General features: G+C 44.6%; 21 protein-coding genes. 8 read left to right on the forward strand and 13 right to left on the reverse strand.

Translation table 11 applies throughout. The annotated features are described in order from the left end of the window. Nucleotides 1-131: 131 nt before the first annotated feature. Nucleotides 132-749, reverse strand: a complete 618-nt coding sequence (locus tag CWE08_RS04080; protein WP_126765869.1) for a pseudouridine synthase — start codon at nt 747-749, stop codon at nt 132-134. 126 nt (nt 750-875) lie between these two features. Here CWE08_RS04080 and CWE08_RS04085 point away from each other — a divergent pair, with 126 nt between their 5' ends. Further along, nucleotides 876-1,829 (forward strand): hypothetical protein, encoded by a 954-nt coding sequence (locus tag CWE08_RS04085; protein WP_126765871.1) that lies wholly within the window; start codon nt 876-878, stop codon nt 1,827-1,829. Nucleotides 1,830-1,990: 161 nt separating this feature from the next. Continuing rightward, the gene (locus CWE08_RS04090) at nt 1,991-2,896 is read left to right on the forward strand and encodes a glucosaminidase domain-containing protein (protein WP_126765873.1); all 906 of its coding nucleotides are present in this window, start codon (nt 1,991-1,993) and stop codon (nt 2,894-2,896) included. Nucleotides 2,897-2,912: 16 nt separating this feature from the next. Here the strand turns inward: CWE08_RS04090 and ttcA are convergent, their stop codons facing one another. The 11 genes from ttcA to ccoN all read right to left on the reverse strand — a co-directional run bounded on the left by ttcA (nt 2,913) and on the right by ccoN (nt 12,936). After that, nucleotides 2,913-3,881 (reverse strand): tRNA 2-thiocytidine(32) synthetase TtcA, encoded by a 969-nt coding sequence (gene ttcA, locus CWE08_RS04095; protein WP_126765875.1) that lies wholly within the window; start codon nt 3,879-3,881, stop codon nt 2,913-2,915. Nucleotides 3,882-4,050: 169 nt separating this feature from the next. Further along, entirely contained in the window at nt 4,051-4,977 is a 927-nt protein-coding gene (uspE, locus tag CWE08_RS04100; protein ID WP_126765877.1) for a universal stress protein UspE, read from the reverse strand. Between the two features lie 116 nt (nt 4,978-5,093). Then, on the reverse strand, nt 5,094-5,822 hold the full coding sequence (gene fnr, locus CWE08_RS04105) for a fumarate/nitrate reduction transcriptional regulator Fnr (RefSeq protein WP_126765879.1): 729 nt from the start codon (nt 5,820-5,822) through the stop codon (nt 5,094-5,096). 28 nt (nt 5,823-5,850) lie between these two features. Further along, nucleotides 5,851-6,498 carry a sulfite exporter TauE/SafE family protein gene (locus CWE08_RS04110; protein ID WP_126765881.1) on the reverse strand — a complete coding sequence of 216 codons (648 nt, stop codon included), beginning with the start codon at nt 6,496-6,498 and terminating at the stop codon, nt 5,851-5,853. Further along, a complete protein-coding gene (gene ccoS, locus CWE08_RS04115; RefSeq protein ID WP_126765883.1) occupies nt 6,488-6,706 on the reverse strand; it encodes a cbb3-type cytochrome oxidase assembly protein CcoS in 219 nt (72 codons plus the stop codon). The genes CWE08_RS04110 and ccoS overlap by 11 nt, the downstream gene beginning before the upstream one ends. Before the next feature lie 12 nt (nt 6,707-6,718). Beyond that, nucleotides 6,719-9,160 (reverse strand): heavy metal translocating P-type ATPase, encoded by a 2,442-nt coding sequence (locus CWE08_RS04120; RefSeq protein WP_241973829.1) that lies wholly within the window; start codon nt 9,158-9,160, stop codon nt 6,719-6,721. An 11-nt stretch (nt 9,161-9,171) separates the two neighbouring features. Continuing rightward, a complete protein-coding gene (locus tag CWE08_RS04125; protein WP_126765885.1) occupies nt 9,172-9,684 on the reverse strand; it encodes a FixH family protein in 513 nt (170 codons plus the stop codon). A gap of 65 nt (nt 9,685-9,749) precedes the next feature. Further along, entirely contained in the window at nt 9,750-10,703 is a 954-nt protein-coding gene (gene ccoP / locus CWE08_RS04130) for a cytochrome-c oxidase, cbb3-type subunit III (RefSeq protein WP_126765887.1), read from the reverse strand. Continuing rightward, the gene (locus CWE08_RS04135) at nt 10,696-10,875 is read right to left on the reverse strand and encodes a cbb3-type cytochrome oxidase subunit 3 (protein WP_126765889.1); all 180 of its coding nucleotides are present in this window, start codon (nt 10,873-10,875) and stop codon (nt 10,696-10,698) included. Before CWE08_RS04135 ends, ccoP begins: the two co-directional genes overlap by 8 nt. Before the next feature lie 2 nt (nt 10,876-10,877). Continuing rightward, nucleotides 10,878-11,486 (reverse strand): cytochrome-c oxidase, cbb3-type subunit II, encoded by a 609-nt coding sequence (gene ccoO / locus CWE08_RS04140; RefSeq protein WP_126765891.1) that lies wholly within the window; start codon nt 11,484-11,486, stop codon nt 10,878-10,880. A gap of 13 nt (nt 11,487-11,499) precedes the next feature. After that, entirely contained in the window at nt 11,500-12,936 is a 1,437-nt protein-coding gene (ccoN, locus tag CWE08_RS04145; protein WP_126765893.1) for a cytochrome-c oxidase, cbb3-type subunit I, read from the reverse strand. 209 nt (nt 12,937-13,145) lie between these two features. On the opposite strand from ccoN, the gene CWE08_RS04150 reads away from it, so the two are divergent. From CWE08_RS04150 to CWE08_RS04170, 5 genes are all read left to right on the forward strand, one after another. Beyond that, a complete protein-coding gene (locus CWE08_RS04150; RefSeq protein ID WP_126765894.1) occupies nt 13,146-13,661 on the forward strand; it encodes a hypothetical protein in 516 nt (171 codons plus the stop codon). A gap of 65 nt (nt 13,662-13,726) precedes the next feature. After that, nucleotides 13,727-14,665 carry a MaoC/PaaZ C-terminal domain-containing protein gene (locus CWE08_RS04155; RefSeq protein ID WP_126765895.1) on the forward strand — a complete coding sequence of 313 codons (939 nt, stop codon included), beginning with the start codon at nt 13,727-13,729 and terminating at the stop codon, nt 14,663-14,665. Between the two features lie 81 nt (nt 14,666-14,746). After that, entirely contained in the window at nt 14,747-15,199 is a 453-nt protein-coding gene (locus CWE08_RS04160) for an NfeD family protein (RefSeq protein WP_126765896.1), read from the forward strand. Nucleotides 15,200-15,247: 48 nt separating this feature from the next. Further along, nucleotides 15,248-16,174, forward strand: coding sequence for an SPFH domain-containing protein (locus tag CWE08_RS04165; protein WP_126765897.1), 927 nt, complete (start codon nt 15,248-15,250; stop codon nt 16,172-16,174). 372 nt (nt 16,175-16,546) lie between these two features. Next, the gene (locus CWE08_RS04170) at nt 16,547-17,065 is read left to right on the forward strand and encodes a hypothetical protein (protein ID WP_126765898.1); all 519 of its coding nucleotides are present in this window, start codon (nt 16,547-16,549) and stop codon (nt 17,063-17,065) included. Nucleotides 17,066-17,213: 148 nt separating this feature from the next. On the opposite strand, the gene CWE08_RS04175 is transcribed toward CWE08_RS04170, so the two are convergent. Further along, complete coding sequence (locus CWE08_RS04175) at nt 17,214-18,029, reverse strand: MipA/OmpV family protein (RefSeq protein ID WP_157981224.1); 816 nt, start codon at nt 18,027-18,029, stop codon at nt 17,214-17,216. A gap of 269 nt (nt 18,030-18,298) precedes the next feature. On the opposite strand from CWE08_RS04175, the gene CWE08_RS04180 reads away from it, so the two are divergent. Beyond that, nucleotides 18,299-20,302, forward strand: a complete 2,004-nt coding sequence (locus CWE08_RS04180) for an AAA family ATPase (protein WP_126765901.1) — start codon at nt 18,299-18,301, stop codon at nt 20,300-20,302. The last annotated feature ends 46 nt before the right edge of the window (nt 20,303-20,348 follow it).

Genomic DNA, 20,348 nt, shown 5'->3' on the forward strand with positions numbered 1-20,348 from the left:
CTGGGTTATGCTTAGCGTTCGATATGGGTGCATTCATGGATTGTTGCGATGTCCTTAATTCTTTGGCTTTTGCTTAAACTGGGAATCATTCATGGCGCGTGATTCTACCGTTTTTCCTTGAATTTAGCCAGTTAAACCGGAACTCTGCGGTACTCTCCTGGGTTTATCCCAGTTAAACAATAATCACCGATTCGGTAACGTATCAAGCGTAATGTAGGGTGGCCAACATGCGCTGTCATTCGCCGAACTTGGCGATTTTTACCCTCACGAATAGTTAATTTTAACCAGGTATCTTTAATTGTTTTCCGCACACGCACGGGCGGCTCTCTTTGCCATAACCATTCCGGTTCGGGCACCACGGTGGCTTCGGCGGGTAATGTTTTGCCATCTTTTAATTCAACACCCGAACGCAACCTTGCCATGGATTCATCGGAAGGCTCACCTTCAACCAGCACATAATATGTTTTAGCGAGCTTAAACTTGGGTGATGAAATACGAGCTTGTAATTGGCCATCATCAGTGAGTAAAAGCAGCCCTTCGCTATCTTTGTCTAACCGGCCAGCGGCATAAACGTTGGGGACATCGATAAATTCTGCTAGGGTGGTATCGCTCTGTTCTCCAGTAAACTGGCATAGAACATTCATGGGCTTATTAAAAGCAATTAATGTTGGCTGCGCGGGCTTTACTCGCTTAGATTGGCCCTTGTATCGTTGTTGGGTGCCTTTGTTTGCTTTTATCGGTTTATTCATACCGCCTCTCATGAATACTACAGATGCTCCTCGCTAAGAGGATGTTGTAGATATTTGCTAGCTTTTTCAATGGGAAATAGGATAATACGTAAAATTCTAATAAGTTATTATAGGACGATCCAGCGCATGGAACACAACAATGAGTTTACCGGTAGCACTGAAAAAGCACTTCAATCAAAACAAAAGATTGATGTGAATAAGGTGCTACAAGAAGCATATGAAACAACTAAGCAAAAACGCACGGCGATAGCTGGCGGCATCGTTTGGTCTGGCTTTATTTTGTTTGCCGCTATGCTGCTAGTGATGGCGCTGGCGAATGCAATGGGTATTGAAGAAGAGAGCCGAAGCGCAATCTTAATTAGTTATGCGGTACAAATTATTATCTTTGCACCTTTAATGGCTGGCATTTATTTGATGGCTCTACGTAATGTTTTAGGTGGAAAAGCAAACGTTAATGAAGCTTTTGCGTTTCTCAGTAAGCCTTGGCCGATAATGGCTGTGGCATTGATCACTACAGTGATTGGCCAAGGGCCAGCTATGCTCGGCATCGAAAACGCGGCAACTTATCTTTGGGCTTTCTTTTTTCAGATTACCTTTGCACTTGCCATTATAATCACCGCATCTGGCCAAGCAACCCCGCTGAATTCGGTACTGTTGTCGTTTAACGTGGTAATTAAACGATTTTTAGGCTTTTTAGTTTTGAATTTGGTGATCTTCATTGTAACGATGCTGATTGCGGTGCCGGTTATTATTCTTGGTGTTTTCGCCCAACTCAATAGCATTGCGATGATATTCGCTGTTTTAGCGGGCGTTGCTGCAATTTATCTGGTGTTTGCGTGGGTTATTCCAACTTATTTCCATGCGATCGCCATTTATTATCGTGATCTTTTCGCTGTTACCAGCGTAAGTGCTGACAACAAATCGCAATCCTATGTTGCAAACAGCGACGACAGTTTTGCTGATGAGAGCGAACAGAGCTCCACAGAACGGCACGAGCTTAATGAAGATGGAAGCAATAACGAGGCCGATGCAACTTCACAAAAAAATAGTGATAGTGAAAGCGATAGCTTTAAGGCTTAAGCGAGCCGTTTGTATTTCGTTCTAGTTAAACATAAAAAGCGCTCATAGCGCTTTTTGTGTTTTCTTACTAAAATAATGATTAATCCTAGTGGCTTCAGGTTACGATTCCGTTAGGGAATTTTTTAGGATAAGCAAAATCATCCAACGTTAATTGGTGAAATATGCAGATACGAAAGAGATACATATTCAGTTCCGCAATCGCGATATTAGCGATTATTGTGCTCATTCTATCCTTTCGTGGTGGTTTGGATGATAGTGCAACAGGCGGAGCCGAACGTAAAATAACAACGGAGTCAGGTTTTCCCGTGGTAGTTCTGCCAAAACCACGGCGTAATCACAACGTGCCAGATTTCTCTGCCATAGCTGATATTCCAACTCGTAAAGCGGAATTCTTCAGCTATTTGTTACCGGCCGTTGACGAGCAAAATGAGCACATCTTGCGGCAGCGTGAGCAGCTATTGCAATTACATGCTAAATATGGACAGAGCGGTGTTCTTGAAACACAGGAGCAGCAATGGCTGCAAAGTTTAGCGGAGTTTTACCGTGTTGATGCCGAATCCCAGGAAGATGTGTTTGCAACATTAATTCGCCGAGTTGATATTATTCCTGATACCTTGGTGTTGATTCAGGCTGCGAATGAATCGGGTTGGGGTACATCACGCTTCGCAATGGATGCTCGCAATTTCTTCGGCCAGTGGTGCTGGACAAAAGGCTGTGGCTTAGTGCCTTCAGGCCGAGGCGAGGGCCAAATACATGAAGTTCGTGAGTTCAACAGCGTTACCGAATCAGTGCGTAGTTACATTCGTAATTTGAATACCCATGATGCCTACCAAGAGCTTCGGCAGATACGGGCTGAATTGCGCCAAACTGAGCAACCGGTAATGGCACAACCGCTCACCTACGGATTAATGGCGTATTCTGAGCGTGGGGAGGATTACATCATTGAACTTAATCAAATGATTCGCTTTAACATGCCGATAATCCGCGAAGTTCGTGAGCAGATAAGAGAAGGCGAACAAACAGATGCGGACAACGGCACGCAAACTGCGAGCATTACTGAACGTTAAGTTTAAGGGTTAATGTTTAGAGATTAATAACATGCACTTGCTGAGCAGCCGATTGCGGCTGCTCATCTTCTTCAAGAAACTCACTCGCATCACCCACTTTCGGTTGATCAAAAGCTGTATCACCGTTCACATCAGCAATGCCGTTAGCAACCAGTTCGCGAAAGGCAAACAAGCGCGTATCGGCTAAGTGGCTTGGCACTACATTGGTAATCGCCTTGAACATGCTCTCAATGCGCCCAGGATATTGCCTATCCCATGTTTTCAGTAAATCCTTGATCACTTTTCGTTGTAAATTTTCTTGCGAACCGCAGAGATTACAGGGAATAATCGGATATTGCTTAGCTTCCGCATATTTGGCGATATCTTTTTCTCGGGCGTAAGCTAGTGGCCGAATAACAACATGCTCACCGTTGTCACTAACAAGCTTCGGCGGCATCGATTTAAGTGCGCCACCGTAAAACATGTTTAGCATCAGTGTTTCTAAGATATCATCGCGATGATGGCCGAGGGCTATCTTGGTCGCTCCGAGAGCTTTGGCTGTTTTGTATAAAATACCACGCCGCAATCGGGAGCAGAGGGCGCAGGTAGTTTTCCCTTCTGGCACCTTATCCTTAACAATAGAGTAGGTGTCTTCTTCAATTATTTTAAATTCAACATCCTGAGTAGCTAAATAGTTTGGCAATACGTGCTCAGGGAAGCCCGGTTGCTTTTGATCTAAATTTACCGCGATCAGCTCAAAATGAATTGGCGCTACTTTTTGTAGGTATTGCAGGGTTGATAGCAGTGTATAGCTATCTTTCCCCCCAGATAAACAAACCATAATTCGATCGCCATCGGTTATCATGCCAAAATCATCTATGGCTTGTCCTGCTGCTCTGCGGATACGCTTTTCGAGCTTATTGAAGCTGTATTTTTTCTTTTTTGCAGCCGCTTGAGCATCGGCATGTAGATTTTCGTTTTGCGTATCTGTGGTCTTAGGGTTCATGGCTACAACCTAATAAAACGGTTCAGGAATAAAAAATATGTCCTTTCTTGTAGCCGCTTCTTTAAAGCATGGCGCAACAAGTAAGGTGGAAAACTCATTAAAAAAGCCGCTCGGATTTTTTCGGCGGCTAGTATAACGTTACGCACTGTTGGCAACAAACAGTATTGATTTAATCTTTAGCTAAAGGTGATTGAAACCCCTCAGGCTTTATTGCTAACAAATCGCAATCAAGTTGTTCGATAACATGTTCTGCTGTGTTACCCAAAAGAGCAGCTGTTATGCCTGTTCTGCCAATGGTGCCTAATACCACTAAAGCGGCATCAAGTTCATGCGCAACCTTTGGAATTTCGTTGTCAGGTAAGCCTTCACAAAGGTGCAAGCCGGTGAAATCCACCTCAACCTTGCGTGCTATTTCAGAAAGGGCTTCTTCATGATGCTCACGCACACTGGCTTGGTACTGATGCACGTCAAACTCAGGTATTTCAACGGCTATAGCGGCAGGCGCACCGGGGTAACAGTTTACTAAATGTAAATGTGAGTTGAGTTTTATGCTAATAAATCCGGCTGCTTTAGTGATCTTTTCATTTAATTGTTGGTGTACTTCGCTATCGCTCCCTGCGTTAACGGCAGCAAGCACTGAGCCGTGTTGTGGCCACTCATGATCTTTAACTAATAACACTGGGCTTGGTGCTTTACGCAGCAAGTGCCAATCTGTTGGCGTAAAAATGACGCTGTGCAAGGTATCGTGTTTATGGGTACCTTTAACAATTAAATCACAATCAATCTCTATGGCTTTACGAATGATGGCTTCGAAAGGGCGATGATGCCATTGAACACAGATATCAATGCTATGCTTTTCAACATCATAACCATGCAGTAATTCCGCTACCCATGCCTTCCGATCTTCAATCAAACTTTGCCGCATTTGCTCCCGTTCTTCTCCTGAGAGCATGGTTGTCATTTCATAGGCAAAATCATAGATAGATAAAAACAAGGTAAGGCGGGCGGGTTGCAACCTTGCTAAATGCAAAGCTCGCGCAAGTGCTTTTTGTTCTGTTAGCTCTGGGTCTAAGACAACGAGTAAGTGCTTAAACATAGGCCTTCTCCATTTCTGTGCTTTAATATATAGCCTAAATTCAGTGTAGCCCATGAGTGGCTATTTGCATCGGTTTATCATTCAAGTTTGCTGAATCAGTTTTTCTGATTCAGCTTTTACACATCTGTTTCTGCCGTAATCAAGGCTACGTCACACAAATGAGTTTGCTCTAGTAAGGTAATTAATCGGCCATCCACTGCAATGAAACCGGATTTTTGAAATTTCCCAAGCAAGCGGCTCACGGTTTCCACTGTTAATCCAAGGTAATTACCAATTTCGGCTCGTGTCATGGTTAAGCGAAATTCTTTTGCTGACAAACCGCGAGTTCGGAAACGGGTTGATAAATCAATCAAGAACGTGGCCAACCGTTGCTCTGCGGTGCGGGTATTGAGGAGCGTTAACATGCGTTTATCTGTGGTGATTTCATCGCTCATTAACCGCATGATTTGCCGGCGCAAGGCAGGAATTTCTCCGCTTAGTGTTTCTAAGTGGGCAAATGGAATCTCACACACCATCGATGTTTCCATCGCTTCTGCATAGGCATGATGGATGCCACTACTAATCGCTTCAAAACCAACCAAATCGCCAGGTAAATGAAAGGCGGTTATTTGCATATCACCATTATTATCAATGGTGTACGCCTTGATGCTGCCGGAACGCACCGCGAACAATGATTGTAACGGCTGGCCAGCGCGAAATAGTGTTTCGCCACGTTGATAAGGGCGCTTACGCTCGATCATGGCATCAAGCTCGGTTAACGAGCTTTCATCGAGCGTGAAAGGTAAACATAACTGGCTAATACTGCAGTTTTGACAATTAATATGCTTATTTAAGCTTTGCTCCATGGGGGGCGGATTCCTAGTTTTGCAACGGTTAAAGCTGTTTCGCAGCAATAAATAACGTAGCTATACCGTACCCGATTAAGAGTAAACCCGCAATCCATCGGAAGCTTGATGATTGTAATACTGTTGCGAGTTTCTGGCTAAACACACCAGTTAGGAACATAGCAGGGAAGGTGCCTAAACCAAATAATAACATGAAGCCTGCACCACTGAAGGGATCACCGGAGAGTGCTGCCCAAGTTAGTGCGCTATATACTAAACCACAGGGCAGCCAGCCCCACAACATACCCGCTAGAAACACATAACCTGAGGTTTTCTGGGCTGGTAACTTTTGTGTGAGAGGTTGAATATAGCGCCAAAGATAAGAGCCCGCTTTTTCCAGCCAAAGTAACGCGCGGTTCCAACGAAATAGATAGAGGCCGAGCAGTACCATCATAATGCCCGCTAAGATCCGTAAATACACCAAGCCGTTGGCATGTACTTTGCTGATTGAGAAGAAAGCGGCAGCAACAATAAAACCGGCAATGGCATAACTTATTATTCTGCCGAGATTGTACCAGAACAAACGCATTGGCGAGCGCTGATATCCCATGGCAGCAGCGAGCCCACCGCACATCGCCAAGCAATGGCCACTTCCGGCTAACCCCATAACAAGCGCTGCTACCACATCAATGTTCATCGGCTTCGCTTTTACCTTTTTTGCTATTAGCACCCGTGGTTTTAGGCTTATTCTGTTTAGGCTTTTCATCATCTTCATCTAACAAGATGTTATAACCTTGGCGTTCGAGATCATCGAATTGACCACTGCGAACGGCCCAAAAAAATAAAACAATGGCGATAATCACTAGAATAATAGCGATAGGAACCATGAGGTGTAAAATTTCCATTCGAACTCCTTACTAACGAGCATTGCGCATTAAGCGCAGGGAGTTTGTCATCACGATCAGTGAGCTCATCGACATGCCAAGCATTGCCCAAAGTGGGCCTACCTGGCCAGTTACCGCCAAGGGCAGAATAACCAAGTTATACCCAATTGCCCATGTGAAGTTTTGCCGAATAACATTGCGCGTTAGGAGTGATGTTTCGTAGAGCCTGCGTAGGCCGGCTAGCTTACCTGTAAGGATAACAACATCACTGCTCGATTTGGCCAAATCAGAGCCGCTCGAAAAAGTTACCGAGCCATTCGCTGCCGCTAACACAGGGCCATCGTTTAGGCCATCACCAACCATAAGAACTGGGCTAATTTCCTGTAATTTACGAACTGCCTTGAGTTTATCTTCGGGTTTTAATTGCGCACGAATATCGGTGATACCTAGCTGCTGTGCAAGCGTGTGCGCTCTTAAATTCGAATCGCCAGTGAGCATGATAACCTCAACCCCTCGGCTCTTATACCAAGCAATGGTTTCTTCAGCATCATCACGTATCTCATCATCAACTTGCCACTCAGCAAGAATTTTATCTTTACTGGCTAAAAATACATTAGCCGGCGCCAGTGCGTTTTTAAACTCAGGATGCCACTGTTTTATAAAGCTTAAACTTCCAATGCGATACTCAGTGCCATCTACAACACCGCTAATACCTGAGCCGGGAATATTGCGTGCATTCGTGACATCAGCAGCCTTAGCCAAGCGCTGAAACGGCCGTGCAAGCGGATGTTCTGAATAACTCTCAAGGCCAGCTGCAATTTTCATCAGGAGTAGCTCTTCATGATCACTATTATACTGGCTTCTTATAATGCTGAACTTACCTTTAGTGAGCGTGCCAGTTTTATCTACGCACAAGGTTTTAATTTTCGGTAAGCTCTCGAGCAACGCGGATTGTTTCATTAAAATACCCGCTCGATTTAAGCGGCTGATGGCACCACTCATAGCTGTAGGCGCCGCCAGTGATAGTGCGCAGGGGCAAGTTGCCACGAGTACAGCGAGCGTAACCCAAAAGGCTTTACTCGGATCTATGAAATACCAACTCACGAGTGTGAGAGTAGAAATGATCAAAGTAGCCGCAACAAAGTAGCGGCTTACGACATCAGCAAAACGCACAAATTTTGGTTTTGCTTCTAACGCACTATCTTGCAAAGCAATGATACCAGCAAGTAGGGTATCCTGCCGTGTTGCCACAATTCGCAGCGTGATAGGATGATCTTGGTTGATACTGCCCGCATACAAGGTTTCGAACTGTGATTTGGCAACGGGCCGGCTTTCGCCTGTAAGTAGCGCTTCATCACACCAAGCATTAGCGTCGAGCAATTCACCATCAACAGGAATTGTGTCGCCGGGGCGAACCCGAATCACATCGCCAGTTTCTAAGTACTTCACCATTACTTGCTCCCAACCATCTGTTGTTTGCCGCTCGGCAATAGCTGGAATCAATTTCATCAGGTTAGCCGCATTAGCCACGGCTTTGTGGCGCGCCTGCATTTCTAAAAATCGGCCCGCCAACAGGAAAAAAGCAAACATGGTGACACATTCATAATAGACATCACCGGTATCGGTTACGGTGGCGTAAAAACTGGCAATGAAAGCGATAACCATAGCTAACGCTACGGGAACATCCATATTTAAAGTGCGGGCTTTTAATGCACGAATAGCATTTGCAAAAAAAGGTTGGCAACTGTAAACAATTACTGGCGCCGTAAATAACAACGAAACCCACCAAAAGTACAACCGAGTTGTGTCATCGATATCATCGAAATAGAGGCCAAAGGCCACCATCATGGTTTGCATGGAAGCTATTCCTGCAACCCCTAAACGGCGAATGTAACCTCTCCGTTTCCTATCGTACGAAGCCTCCAAATCAGCTTGCTGAAAGGGAAGTGCTTTATACCCTACTTGATGGATAGCCCTCAGTACTTGGCTTAACCGCGTACTTTCGGCATCCCAACTCACTTGCACTCGCTCAGTAGAGGCGTTTACCACCACTTTTTTTACACCATTAAGATGGTGTAACTGGCGTTCAATTAGCCAGGCACAAGCGGCACATGTCATACCTTCAATCGCCAATGTTGCCGTTTGTATATTCGCGTTTGCGGCTACGAATTCACGTTGAATATCCGGGTCATCATAGCGTACAAGATCATCTTCTAGATTGGCCAACTCTTCGGGAATAAGCGGGAGTTCGCCAGGCTTTGTTTCGCGATACTTGTAAAAATGGGTGAGCCCTTGCTCAACAATGGTAGTGGCTACTGAATGGCAGCCATAACAGCACATGGGGCGAGCGTGGCCGAGCACTTCTACATGCAAAGAGAAACCTGCTGGAACTGGCTGCTGGCAATGAAAGCAAGCTTCTTTTTCATTTGCCAGTGTTGCCTCTGGTTTGCTCATACTCACATCTACTTGGCTCACCCGCTTTACCTCTAAATACCGTAGTTTTCAGGAATCAGAGTAATTGTTTGCGCAGCAGGTAAGCGAATATTCTGGCTAACTCGCCAAGCGCGATCAAACGGCTCGATATCCACACGCCAATTACCGCTTATTTCCCGAGGTAATTGCTGACGGTAATTATCATCTCCTGAACGTGGCATGCGTAAGCTAAAATCATAATCATGTGTAGTAGGATGATAGAAACTAACTAATAGTGAACTTTGATCATCGGGTTCACCAGAGCGAAAACTCAAAGTTAAGTTAGTACCTTCAATATCAAGGTAAAACGAGAGATTTCGAGCCTCAGCCTCGGCTACACGATTTAACTCCAAGTTAATGGTTCGCCCCTCGGTGTAGTAATCATCACTTACCATCGAAATGGGATTTTTCACAATCAGAACTACCGTGACGATGCATGCGGTGATCACCGCACACTTCATGAAAATAATGTACCAAACCCAACTAACTTTATACCAAGGTACGGTTTGACCATTTTTCAACTGCATTCTTTTGCTCCAATTAACAAAAAGCCCCGTGTAACGGGGCTTCCTTGCCTATAATGTGATTGCCGTTACTCTTCTGCCGAGAGGCTTAGAACATACCCAGAGAGAATTTTTACTTTATCTTCTCCGAGAATTTCATCCCAGCGGGGCATAACACCGTTGCGGCCATAGCGAAGCGTTTCTTCAACCGCACGTTGGGAACCGCCATATAACCAAACATTGTTCGTTAAATCCGGTGAACCCAAGGCGATATTGCCTTTACCATCTTGACCATGGCACGCAGCACAAACCGCGAAACGTTGCTCTCCGGCTCGTGCCAAATCACGATCAACACTACGCCCACTTAAGCTAAGTACGTATGATGCAACCTCAGTAATGCCTTGCTCACCCAGCTGGTCCAGAAAAGCTGGCATTTGCGCTTTGCGGCCTTCCATCAGCGTGGTGTAGATGTTTTCAGCACTTCCACCCCAACTAAAGATACCGTCTGTTAGGTTAGGGAAACCCAGCGATCCGCGGGCGTCCGAGCCATGGCATTGAGCGCAATTTTGCAAAAACAAACGTTGGCCAATTCGCAATGCACCACGATCTTCAGCGATAGCCTCAATATCCATTGATGCATATTGCTGGAAGATTGGACCATACACCGCATCGGCTCGGGCTAATTCTCGGTCATATTCGATGTTCAATCCTGCTTCACGAGCATCAATTACGGCTTGTTGTGATTCCTCAAGAGAAAGCACGTGCTGATTTGAACTTTGCCAACCTAACAGGCCTTTAAAGTTACCTAAACCAGGGTACAAGATCAGGTACAGTAAACCCCATGCTAGGCACAACCAAAATAACACCGTCCACCAGGTGGGAAGAGGGTTGTTAAGTTCGATGATGCCATCGAACTCATGGCCCATACTTTCGCCTTCTTCTACATCCGTGAAGTTATTCATGTTCCATTTGAGTAAAATGGCGATGCCTACTAAAGTGCCTAGGGTGAGAACAATAATCCACCAACTCCAGAAGCTACTCATCTTTGTTTGACTCCTGTTTCTTGCGCTTGGCTAAATCTTTATCTTCTTCAAAAATAGATTCCGCCCGGCGATCAAATTTTTCTTTATTCTTTGGCCAAAATGCCCAAACAATCACAGCTATGATTACAAGGAACACCAATGCTGTATGAAACGCTTGAAATCCTGCACCCATAACTACCTCAGTGCCGTGCCCAAGGATTGCAGATAGGCAATTAGTGCTTCCATCTCTGTTTTACCTTGAACTTCTGCTTGTGCGCCTTCGATATCTTCATCGGTGTATGGCACACCTAAGGTTTGGAAAGCGCGCATTTTACGTGCGGTGAGTTTTCCATCTAGGGTGTTTTCTGCCAACCACGGATAGCCCGGCATATTTGATTCTGGCACTACAGCGCGAGGATTCATTAAATGCACATAATGCCACTCATCACTGTAACGCTCCCCAACCCGCGCTAAATCTGGGCCGGTACGCTTAGAGCCCCATAAGAATGGGTGTTCCCATACCGATTCCCCAGCAACGGAATAGTGGCCATAACGCTCTGTTTCTGCCCGGAACGGGCGAATCATTTGGCTATGGCAACCAACACAACCTTCGCGAATGTAGATGTCACGGCCCTCGAGCTGCAAGGCTGTGTAGGGCTTTAGATCGCGAACGGGTTCTTGTACCTGTTTTTGGAATAATAGTGGCGTAATTTCCACTAAGCCACCAATCGAGATGGCAACAATCGCTAGAACTGCGAGCCAACCGACGTGTTTTTCAACTTTCTCATGTTTATTCTTGCTCATGATTTAGCCCCCTTTACGCCGGTTCAGCAGCAGCCAACGGCTCGCCACTACGAAGTTTATTAGTACGTATGGTTTTCCACACGTTGTATCCCATGATCAACATACCGGCTACCACAAACAAACCACCGACAAAACGTACAAAGTAGAACGGATAAGATGCTTCCAAGCTTTCAACGAAACTGTAAGTTAAGGTGCCATCAGAGTTAACTGCACGCCACATTAAGCCTTGAGTTACACCCGAAATCCACATCGCTACGATATACAGCACTACCCCAATGGTGTGTAACCAGAAGTGGGTGTTGATCAGTTTAACGCTGTACATCCGATCACGCTCGAAAAGTACAGGGATAAGGTGATAAATCGCACCGATAGAAATCATCGCTACCCAGCCTAAAGCACCAGAGTGCACGTGACCAATCGTCCAATCTGTGTAGTGGGATAGGGCGTTAACCGATTTGATCGCCATCATTGGGCCTTCGAATGTTGACATGCCGTAGAACGACAACGAAACAATCAAGAAACGCAAAATTGGGTCGGTACGAAGTTTATGCCATGCACCGGATAAGGTCATAATACCGTTGATCATACCACCCCAAGATGGCACGAACAGAATCACCGACATCACCATACCCACAGATTGTGCCCAATCTGGAAGCGCAGTGTAGTGCAAGTGGTGAGGGCCAGCCCAGATGTAAATTGTAATCAGGGCCCAAAAGTGCACTATGGATAAACGATAGGAGTATACTGGACGCTCTGCCTGTTTAGGTACGAAGTAATACATCATACCCAAGAAGCCAGCGGTGAGCAGAAAACCTACCGCGTTATGGCCGTACCACCATTGCATCATCGCATCTACTGCACCTGCATATATAGAGTAGGATTTAGTAAATGACACCGGAATCGCTAAATTGTTACCAATGTGCAACATCGCTACAGCGATCAAGAACGCGCCATAGAACCAGTTAGCTACATAAATATGTGAGGTTCTGCGAATCGCAAGGGTACCAAAGAAAACAATGATAAACGCAATCCAAACAATCGCTATCAAAATAGATAGCGGCCATTCAAGTTCGGCGTATTCTTTTGTTGTGGTGATACCCATCGGCAGGGTAATAACCGCACCAATTATAACGGCCTGCCAACCCCAGAAAGTGAAGGCTGCAAGGCGGTCTGAGAACAACCTGACCTGACAGGTTTTCTGTACCACGTAGTAACCTGTAGCAAATAGGGCACTGGTACCAAAGGCGAAGATCACCGCATTAGTGTGCAATGGACGAAGACGAGAATAGGTTAGATAAGGAATATCGAAGTTAAGTGCAGGCCATACTAGCTGGGCTGCTATCAATACGCCAAGCGACATACCTACGATGCCCCAAATAATAGTCATTACAGTAAACTGTTTGACCACCTTCAGGTTATAATCGACAGGTTGATTTAAAGTTGTGCTCATTATTTTTTATCCGCTGTAGTTTACAGAACAGAGATTGGGCTGTTGATGCGCTTTTTCTTGCTGCTTCAGACAATCCCGAAAAGATGGTAATTGTAAGGCTTTTATAACTGGAAATACAGAGTTAACGTGCTTTTCAAACATGACTAAGATCAAATAAAACATTGTTTTGTTGAATGTATCCTTCCATTGAAATTATGGAGTTGTAGCAAATGTTAGCAAATCACGGCATGAGTTGTATTCTTTTTACGCGTAGTGTTCACAAAACCACCTATTTTGTTGTTTTTTGTTTTTTTCTTCTGGCTGGGTGTAGCACAGAAGAATCAACCACGCAGGTGGGCCAACTATGTGCAATGCAGGATAAGTATGAAGATGCTGATACTACTGGTACTCAGCTGAGCCGCGAATGTAGTTTCAATACAGGTTTTGGCCCGGTTGAACTACGTAGCTCGGATCCGTTAATGACAGTTGAACAGCCCATATCAATGCATTTACGTACACCTTTGGAAACGGTAATTGTAGCCAGTGAGATCACTGGTTTGAGTATGTATATGGGAAGAATTCCTGTTGTTTGGCAACCAATCACAGCTAACTTATGGCAAGCTGACATATACCTTGGAGCTTGCACTGATCCTGATATGCTTTGGCAGTTAGAGATTAGCATTGCTCATGCAACTAAATTGGATGACGTGGAACAAGTAAATATTTCATTTCAATCACAATGGTAGTTGTGTCCAGCATCTAGCAGGTTTGCTACTATACTAGTGTTTTCAGCGCTTATGGAGTGGTTATTATGTCATCGCTAAAGCAAGGCTCGATGTCAAAAGAAAAGGAATTACCAGCATTACCACTAATGCTGTTGCGTGCTGTACCCACAATGATTCGTAGGCAAGCGCCTGCAGAACCAAATGATTTACAATTTAGTTTTCGTGCTGAGGCCTTTGATCGGGAGCACCTTGAACGTTACAAACGCACTTTTTCAGGGTTCCAAAGCGCGGTGCCTTTAACGTACTTTTATTTATTGGCCCAAAGAGCGCACTTGGCGGCAATGCTGAATCCAGAGTTTCCTTGGCCAATTTTAGGTATGGTGCACGTGGCTAACGCCATGGTGTATCACAGCGCTCCGAAACTGAACCAGGGCTTTTTTCTTAACGTTAGTATTGAAATGCCGGAGCGTGCGGGAACTCGAAAACGAGTGCGGCCTATCTATAAGGTGGCGTTTTATCAGGGCAATACACTCATTGCCGAATGCCATAGCACCTATCAAGTAGGTGGCGGAGAGGCACCGAAAGTAGGGCGCCGTAGAGAATTAGCTGCTCCCGACCTACAAGGGTATACATGTGCCGAACTTTGGCAACTTGGTAGCGAAACCGGCCGTTCATACGCGCAACTTTCGGGTGATTACAATCCGATACATTTACACCCTTGGCTATCCCGTTGGTTTGGATTTTCTCGGCCGATTATTCACGGTATGTATTCCGTAGCGCAAGCGCAAGCCGACATCGAATCGGGGCTATCCGCTCCGTTATTGGCTATGGATATAACATTCCGCCGCCCACTAATTTTGCCAGCAAATGCTGCTCTACACTATCTGCACAATGCCAGCTCGCAAGACACAAATAGTGGGATGAAATTAGAGCAGGGGCAGGTTATGGTAACTGATGCTCTAGGCCAAAAAGTGTATCTTGATGGTGAGTATGGTGTTTCTAATGACTTTAACTTTAAATCATGATGCCATAACTTAAAGTATGTTAATTTAATTCGAGCGCATTGTTTTTATTTAGCTTATTTGAAAGCTACCAAAGGAGGCAGAATGACTGCTGCAGTTATTTGGATTGTAATTGGTGTTATTCTTATCATCACAGAGTTATTGGCAACGAGTGTAGTGGCGGTATTTTTAGGTATCGGAGCTATCGTTACCGGTGTTCTGCTGAAAATTGGCTTGATTGAGAGTACCGCTGCGCAATATTTAGTGTTTGGTGTTGTCAGCTTAACTACTTTGTTTTTAGCCCGCGGCAAGCTGCAAAGCTGGTTCAATGGTTATATCGCTAATAAAGACGAGCACGGAACTGAATTTAAAAAAGATCTTGGCGAACGCGTAACGGTTCATCAAGATTTCCATCAAGGTAGTGGCCGAGTAATTTTGAATGGCGTGCAATGGGACGCGCGCTCAGAAGATGAGTTAAAGAAGGGCGATGTTGCCTATGTAACGAAAAACGAAGGAATTCATTTAACCGTTACAAAAACTAAACCATTAAATTTATAAGTAGCATTTATTAGTAACACTTATTAGTCACATTAAAGGAAGGCTAAAATGGAAGAAATCAATATAGGTAGCATTCTCTCGATCGGTTTCGCTATCGCAGTAATCATTGTTATCGTGAAAACGGCGCGCATTGTGCCGCAACGTTCAAACTATGTCATTGAGCGTCTTGGTAAATACAGCCGTACATTGGATTCTGGCTTTCATTTGCTGATTCCATTTATTGATAAAGTTGCGTATATACAGACACTTAAAGAAGAAGTGATTGACGTTGAAAGGCAGGCTTGTGTTACTAAAGATAACATTCAAGTAGGCATTAACGGCGTGTTGTACATTCAAGTAATCGATGCCTACAAAGCAAGTTACGGTATCAATGATTATCGCTACGCAGCTTCACAACTAGCGCAAACCACGATGCGTTCGGTGATTGGCCAAACTGATTTGGACAAAACCTTTGAAGAACGGGCGGCGATTAACGAAGAAGTTGTAAAAGCTCTTGATGAAGCAGCATCTCCTTGGGGTATTAAAGTTCTACGCTATGAAATCTCTGATATTGAATTGCCAGCTTCGATTAAAGATGCACTAGAACAGCAAATGCGTGCCGAACGTGAACGAAGAGCGGCAATCGCAAAATCTGAGGGTGAGCGGCAAGCCATGATCAACGTTTCTGAGGGTCAGAAACAGGAAGTGATTAACCTTTCAGAAGGTGAAAAACTGAAGCAAATCAACGAAGCAGAAGGCCGCGCGAAAGAAATTGAGCTAATCGCAGTAGCAACGGCTGAAGGTTTACAAAAGATAGCACTTGCTATTAATGAGCCTGGCGGCCGTGATGCAGTTAACTTGCGCGTTGCAGAACAATATGTAAAAGAGTTTGGAAAGTTAGCCAAAGAAACCAATACGTTAATTCTGCCAGCGGAGCTAAGCAATATTGGTGGCGCCGTAGCTGGGTTAACCGAAGTATTGAAGCAAACTAAGTAAGAAGTCTTAATTATATAATCCGTCAATGTAGAAGCTTGCTGTGATAAAACACAGTGAGCTTTTTGTGTTTCAAGCTTTCTTTTTGATTAGATAACAAGTAGCCGTTTATTTTGATCGTAATATCTAGCTTCTAAAGATGAGGCTTCTACTTTCTTAATTTAACATAATATACATTATGCGAATTATGATTTATAATGTTACACGATACATCATTTCACCATAACGCTAATAGAATCGCCATCTATGCGGCTGTTGTAGTTAGTTTTTGTTTTTCGCAGTATGTTTACGCGCTATTTACGGATTGAGAATTGTAATGGTATTGCCCATTCATTATTCTCTTTAGCAGTTTTCAACCACCCAAGGAATGAATCTATGAATACGAAATCACTCAAGCACCTAATAGTTATCGCCGTGACAACCGGTACATTCGCATTATCTGCGAATGCAGTAGCCTCAGAATGGAATTATGTAGGGAGTGGCTTTTACGATTTTGGCGACGGTGGCTTTTATTTAGAAGGCTCTACTCACGTAGCGGAGCGCCTAGTTATCAATGCGGAGATTGGTGATACTTACGATACAACTGTGCGTGTTGGTGGTAAATATCTTACCGATTTAGCTTTGGGTAATGCTCCAATGTTTGTTACAGCTGGTTATTCCGATTATTCATTCGATACCGGTGTTTATTTTGGTGCCGGGGTTAGCCTAGAAATTGATCAGGGTATCAACTCTACCTTTGAATTATTACACGATACAGCATTGGATGGTTTCTTCCGTTTTCGCAGTGGCCTTACCTATGCACTTAGCAACGAACTAAATTTAGCCGGTAGTTACAGCATCAATAATCGTGGTTTTGACAATGAACTTCGGTTAGGCGTTCGTTATAAGTTCTAACTGAACCAAAAGCTCAATGAAAAGCCCGTGACTACGAGCTAATTTATGGTAAAACGTTTAAGCTTTTTACAGAGTTTTATTAAATAACAAAAAGGCCTGAATTCGATGCTTACGCGAGTTCAGGCCTTTTAAAATTCATCTAACTTGATTAAAAGCGGTAACTTAATGCCAGAATAATGCTGCGAGCACTGCGACTACTCACCATCGGGCTGTTAGCAATCGCGCTATCGCTGCGGCTAAAACTTATATTCCCCGTAACACTCAAACGTTCCGAGAACATGTAGTAGCCACCAATACCGATTTCAGGATTAATCGCATGATCACCTGAGTATTCAGGCAACCCACTTACAGCTGATTCCGCTGCATCAACACCAAAGTAGTAACGGACATAATCCTTACTGACCACAGTAACACCAATTTCTGGTGATAATTGCCAAGCTTGGCCGGGCTGATTCAAAGGAAAGCTATAACGCACCCGCAAACGTTGACCATCATGACGCCCTGATACATCTGTACTTAATGAGGTTGCGATACTGCCATAGCGGCTATTAAAACGATAGTTAATGCCGGCTCCAAGGCTAAATTTACGCCGATCTAGCTGTTGAATTTGTTGATTGTCGGATTCTTTTGGCTTAAAGCGAAATGGTTCGATAGCTAACACCGCAGAAAGTTCATGCGTACGACTTTGGATTAAATGTCGGCCAAAGGTTAAACCGCGGAAGTAATAATTCTCACCTTCATAACCAATAAAAGGTACCGCTATCACATCAGCGTCCATCCCCACATAGCTTGGGTTTGATGAAATCACACCAAAACCTAAGCTAAATCCAAGTGGCCGCCCCCCTACTCGTTGCTCTTCTGATTCCTGTGCAGTTGCCGCCATAGATACAGACAAACCACCCAACAGAAAGGCTGCTAAGCCAAGTGATTTAGCTCGTTTTATTCCATTGCCATCATGCCGCATAATTAGTTTTCCCTTGTAACTCATTACTAGTAATTTAACATCAGTGCTCGCCTATAGTGCCCAAAATATGTATCTGATGCTATGTTCGGGTTATGCAAAAACTGTGTATTGCGTTGTTAACTATGTTTGTACTCTACCAGTACCATGCCCATGCTATGCAAGTACTATGCAAATACTACACAAGTACTATACGCAACAACGCTTCACCGAGACCAAAGGATCACGTATGATAGCCAATAATTTAATTCAACTTAGTGTGCCACCTCGCCATGATAGAAAAAAGCGCCTCGCGTGAATTTGCTGAGCATTTAAAACTCCCCGTTACGCAATTAGTTGCATCAACGCAAGCATGGCTGAATGAGTACCCCAATGCGGTTTCCCCTAACCCATTAATAGGCCAAGAACGCGCAGTAACCGCCATTGCCCGAAGCCAGCACATAAGATCTAGTGTTTCTCACATCTTCATGGCTTTACCCTCTGGCGTTATTGTTGAAGATGTGGTTCAGCGCATGTCTAGCGAACAAGGCTGGACAACAGATTCCATGCACGATTGGGTGTATCTGGCAAATCCTGAAGATGAGCGAGCGCCAATTTGTATCAGTTTACCACCGGGAACGGCTGAAGCTGCACTTGTGGGCTTATGGGAGTATTTAGAGAAGCTTCCGGGCGAGCGCAAAGAACGCTTTAATCAGTTAACTGAAACCTATGCCTCAGCCGGCTTTCGCCATTACCTAGAGTTGGTAGCGGATAAGCTGTTCGATGATATTCCCGGATCTGAATTAGCAAGTGTAGTGATTTCTCACACCGAGCCCAAACCTTGGTATTATTGTGATCGAGTATCACAAGCGAGTTTATTTGGGGATATTCGCTTGCAAAGCATTGAAGGCACTATAAGCGCCGAATTGCACTTAATTCGCCCTGGTGCACTTTTGCAAGCCAACGGCGGCACCTTGGTGGTGAATGCAGCAGAACTGGTAACTCAACCTGAACTCTGGCGGCAGCTTAAACATATTCTTCGTACTGGCGTTTATGAGTGGGAACAGCCAAGCACAACTCAAGCAGCAATTCACTACGAGCCCGATCCGATTCCGGTGGATATCAAAGTTATCTTAACCGGCAGCCGGGAGCTATATAGCACGCTGCAAGATTATGATGGTGAATTTGCCAATATCTTCCCTTATTTTGCTGAATTTAATGGCTTTTATGCCACACAAACACAACCAGTGGCGCCCTATTTCGATTTTTTAGCCTATGTTGAGAACAAAGCACGTACCCGGCCACTGGCAAAATCAGCTATATCTACATTGCTAGAAATATCAGCATGTTCCACTTCCCATCAACAGGAACTCAGCCTCGATGCTATTGCCCTGATACAGCTGCTTGAAGAAGCGGAAGTATTGGCTTCCTTAGCTGGAGAAACTGAAATTCAAGGCGAACACATTTCTAAGGCAAATATCGATGCTGAAAATCGTGATCGGCTTCTCGCCGAGCTAAATTGGCAATCGATTATTGAACAGCAGGTACAAATTGATACTGAAGGCACCGTTGTGGGCCAGATTAATGGCCTTACTATTGTGGGCATGGGTGGTGTTGAATTTGGTGAACCATCGCGTATTACCGCCACGGTACATTACGGTGATGGTGACATCATTGATATTGAGCGCAAAGCCGATCTAAGTGGCAGTATTCATACTAAAGGTATCATGATTTTAACGGCTTATTTGGCTAATTTATTCGCCAAGCAAGAGCCTATGCCGCTATCGGCAACCGTAGTGTTTGAACAATCCTACCACGAAGTTGACGGTGACAGCGCATCATTGGCTGAACTCTGCTGCTTAATATCGGCATTAAGTGAAGTTGCGATAGACCAATCTATTGCGGTGACTGGTGCAATAGACCAATTCGGCAACGTGCAAGCGATTGGTGGAATTAATCAAAAAATCCAAGGATATTTTGAAATCTGCAAACGCCGTGGTTTAAGTGGCCGGCACGCAGTTATTGTGCCGAAATCGAATTTAGTAAATATTCACCTAAGCCAGGAAATCCGAGCAGCTGTGGCACAAAATCTCTTTACTGTCTATGCAGTGAGCCACACCACCGAAGCCTTTGAATTGTTAATGAATACGCCCTGTGGTGAACCTTCAAACGAAGATAAAGATGGTCTTTTCGGGCGTATTCATCAGCGCCTACAAGCAGTGATTAGCTCACAACATCAGCCGAACAAACCGTGGTGGCAACGCCTGTTTAAGAATTCTGATACAACCGAATCATAATCAGCACTGTTCGGACTTGTTTAGCGTACAAGTGTTCGCTAAGCTA

This window comes from Aliidiomarina iranensis (genome assembly GCF_003987135.1).
GTDB lineage: Bacteria > Pseudomonadota > Gammaproteobacteria > Enterobacterales > Alteromonadaceae > Aliidiomarina > Aliidiomarina iranensis.

Excerpts from the sequence above, each read along its gene's own strand:
- fnr (WP_126765879.1), bottom strand. The coding sequence starts at position 5,822 with ATGGAGCAAAGCTTAAATAAGCATATTAATTGTCAAAACTGCAGTATT.
- CWE08_RS04080 (WP_126765869.1), bottom strand. The coding sequence starts at position 749 with ATGAATAAACCGATAAAAGCAAACAAAGGCACCCAACAACGATACAAG.
- CWE08_RS04165 (WP_126765897.1), top strand. The coding sequence starts at position 15,248 with ATGGAAGAAATCAATATAGGTAGCATTCTCTCGATCGGTTTCGCTATC.
- CWE08_RS04170 (WP_126765898.1), top strand. The coding sequence starts at position 16,547 with ATGAATACGAAATCACTCAAGCACCTAATAGTTATCGCCGTGACAACC.
- CWE08_RS04150 (WP_126765894.1), top strand. The coding sequence starts at position 13,146 with ATGTTAGCAAATCACGGCATGAGTTGTATTCTTTTTACGCGTAGTGTT.
- ccoO (WP_126765891.1), bottom strand. The coding sequence starts at position 11,486 with ATGAGCAAGAATAAACATGAGAAAGTTGAAAAACACGTCGGTTGGCTC.
- CWE08_RS04180 (WP_126765901.1), top strand. The coding sequence starts at position 18,299 with ATGATAGAAAAAAGCGCCTCGCGTGAATTTGCTGAGCATTTAAAACTC.
- CWE08_RS04110 (WP_126765881.1), bottom strand. The coding sequence starts at position 6,498 with ATGAACATTGATGTGGTAGCAGCGCTTGTTATGGGGTTAGCCGGAAGT.
- CWE08_RS04135 (WP_126765889.1), bottom strand. The coding sequence starts at position 10,875 with ATGGGTGCAGGATTTCAAGCGTTTCATACAGCATTGGTGTTCCTTGTA.
- CWE08_RS04085 (WP_126765871.1), top strand. The coding sequence starts at position 876 with ATGGAACACAACAATGAGTTTACCGGTAGCACTGAAAAAGCACTTCAA.
- CWE08_RS04155 (WP_126765895.1), top strand. The coding sequence starts at position 13,727 with ATGTCATCGCTAAAGCAAGGCTCGATGTCAAAAGAAAAGGAATTACCA.
- CWE08_RS04125 (WP_126765885.1), bottom strand. The coding sequence starts at position 9,684 with ATGCAGTTGAAAAATGGTCAAACCGTACCTTGGTATAAAGTTAGTTGG.
- CWE08_RS04090 (WP_126765873.1), top strand. The coding sequence starts at position 1,991 with ATGCAGATACGAAAGAGATACATATTCAGTTCCGCAATCGCGATATTA.
- ccoP (WP_126765887.1), bottom strand. The coding sequence starts at position 10,703 with ATGAGTAGCTTCTGGAGTTGGTGGATTATTGTTCTCACCCTAGGCACT.
- ccoN (WP_126765893.1), bottom strand. The coding sequence starts at position 12,936 with ATGAGCACAACTTTAAATCAACCTGTCGATTATAACCTGAAGGTGGTC.
- ttcA (WP_126765875.1), bottom strand. The coding sequence starts at position 3,881 with ATGAACCCTAAGACCACAGATACGCAAAACGAAAATCTACATGCCGAT.
- CWE08_RS04175 (WP_157981224.1), bottom strand. The coding sequence starts at position 18,029 with ATGCGGCATGATGGCAATGGAATAAAACGAGCTAAATCACTTGGCTTA.
- ccoS (WP_126765883.1), bottom strand. The coding sequence starts at position 6,706 with ATGGAAATTTTACACCTCATGGTTCCTATCGCTATTATTCTAGTGATT.
- uspE (WP_126765877.1), bottom strand. The coding sequence starts at position 4,977 with ATGTTTAAGCACTTACTCGTTGTCTTAGACCCAGAGCTAACAGAACAA.
- CWE08_RS04160 (WP_126765896.1), top strand. The coding sequence starts at position 14,747 with ATGACTGCTGCAGTTATTTGGATTGTAATTGGTGTTATTCTTATCATC.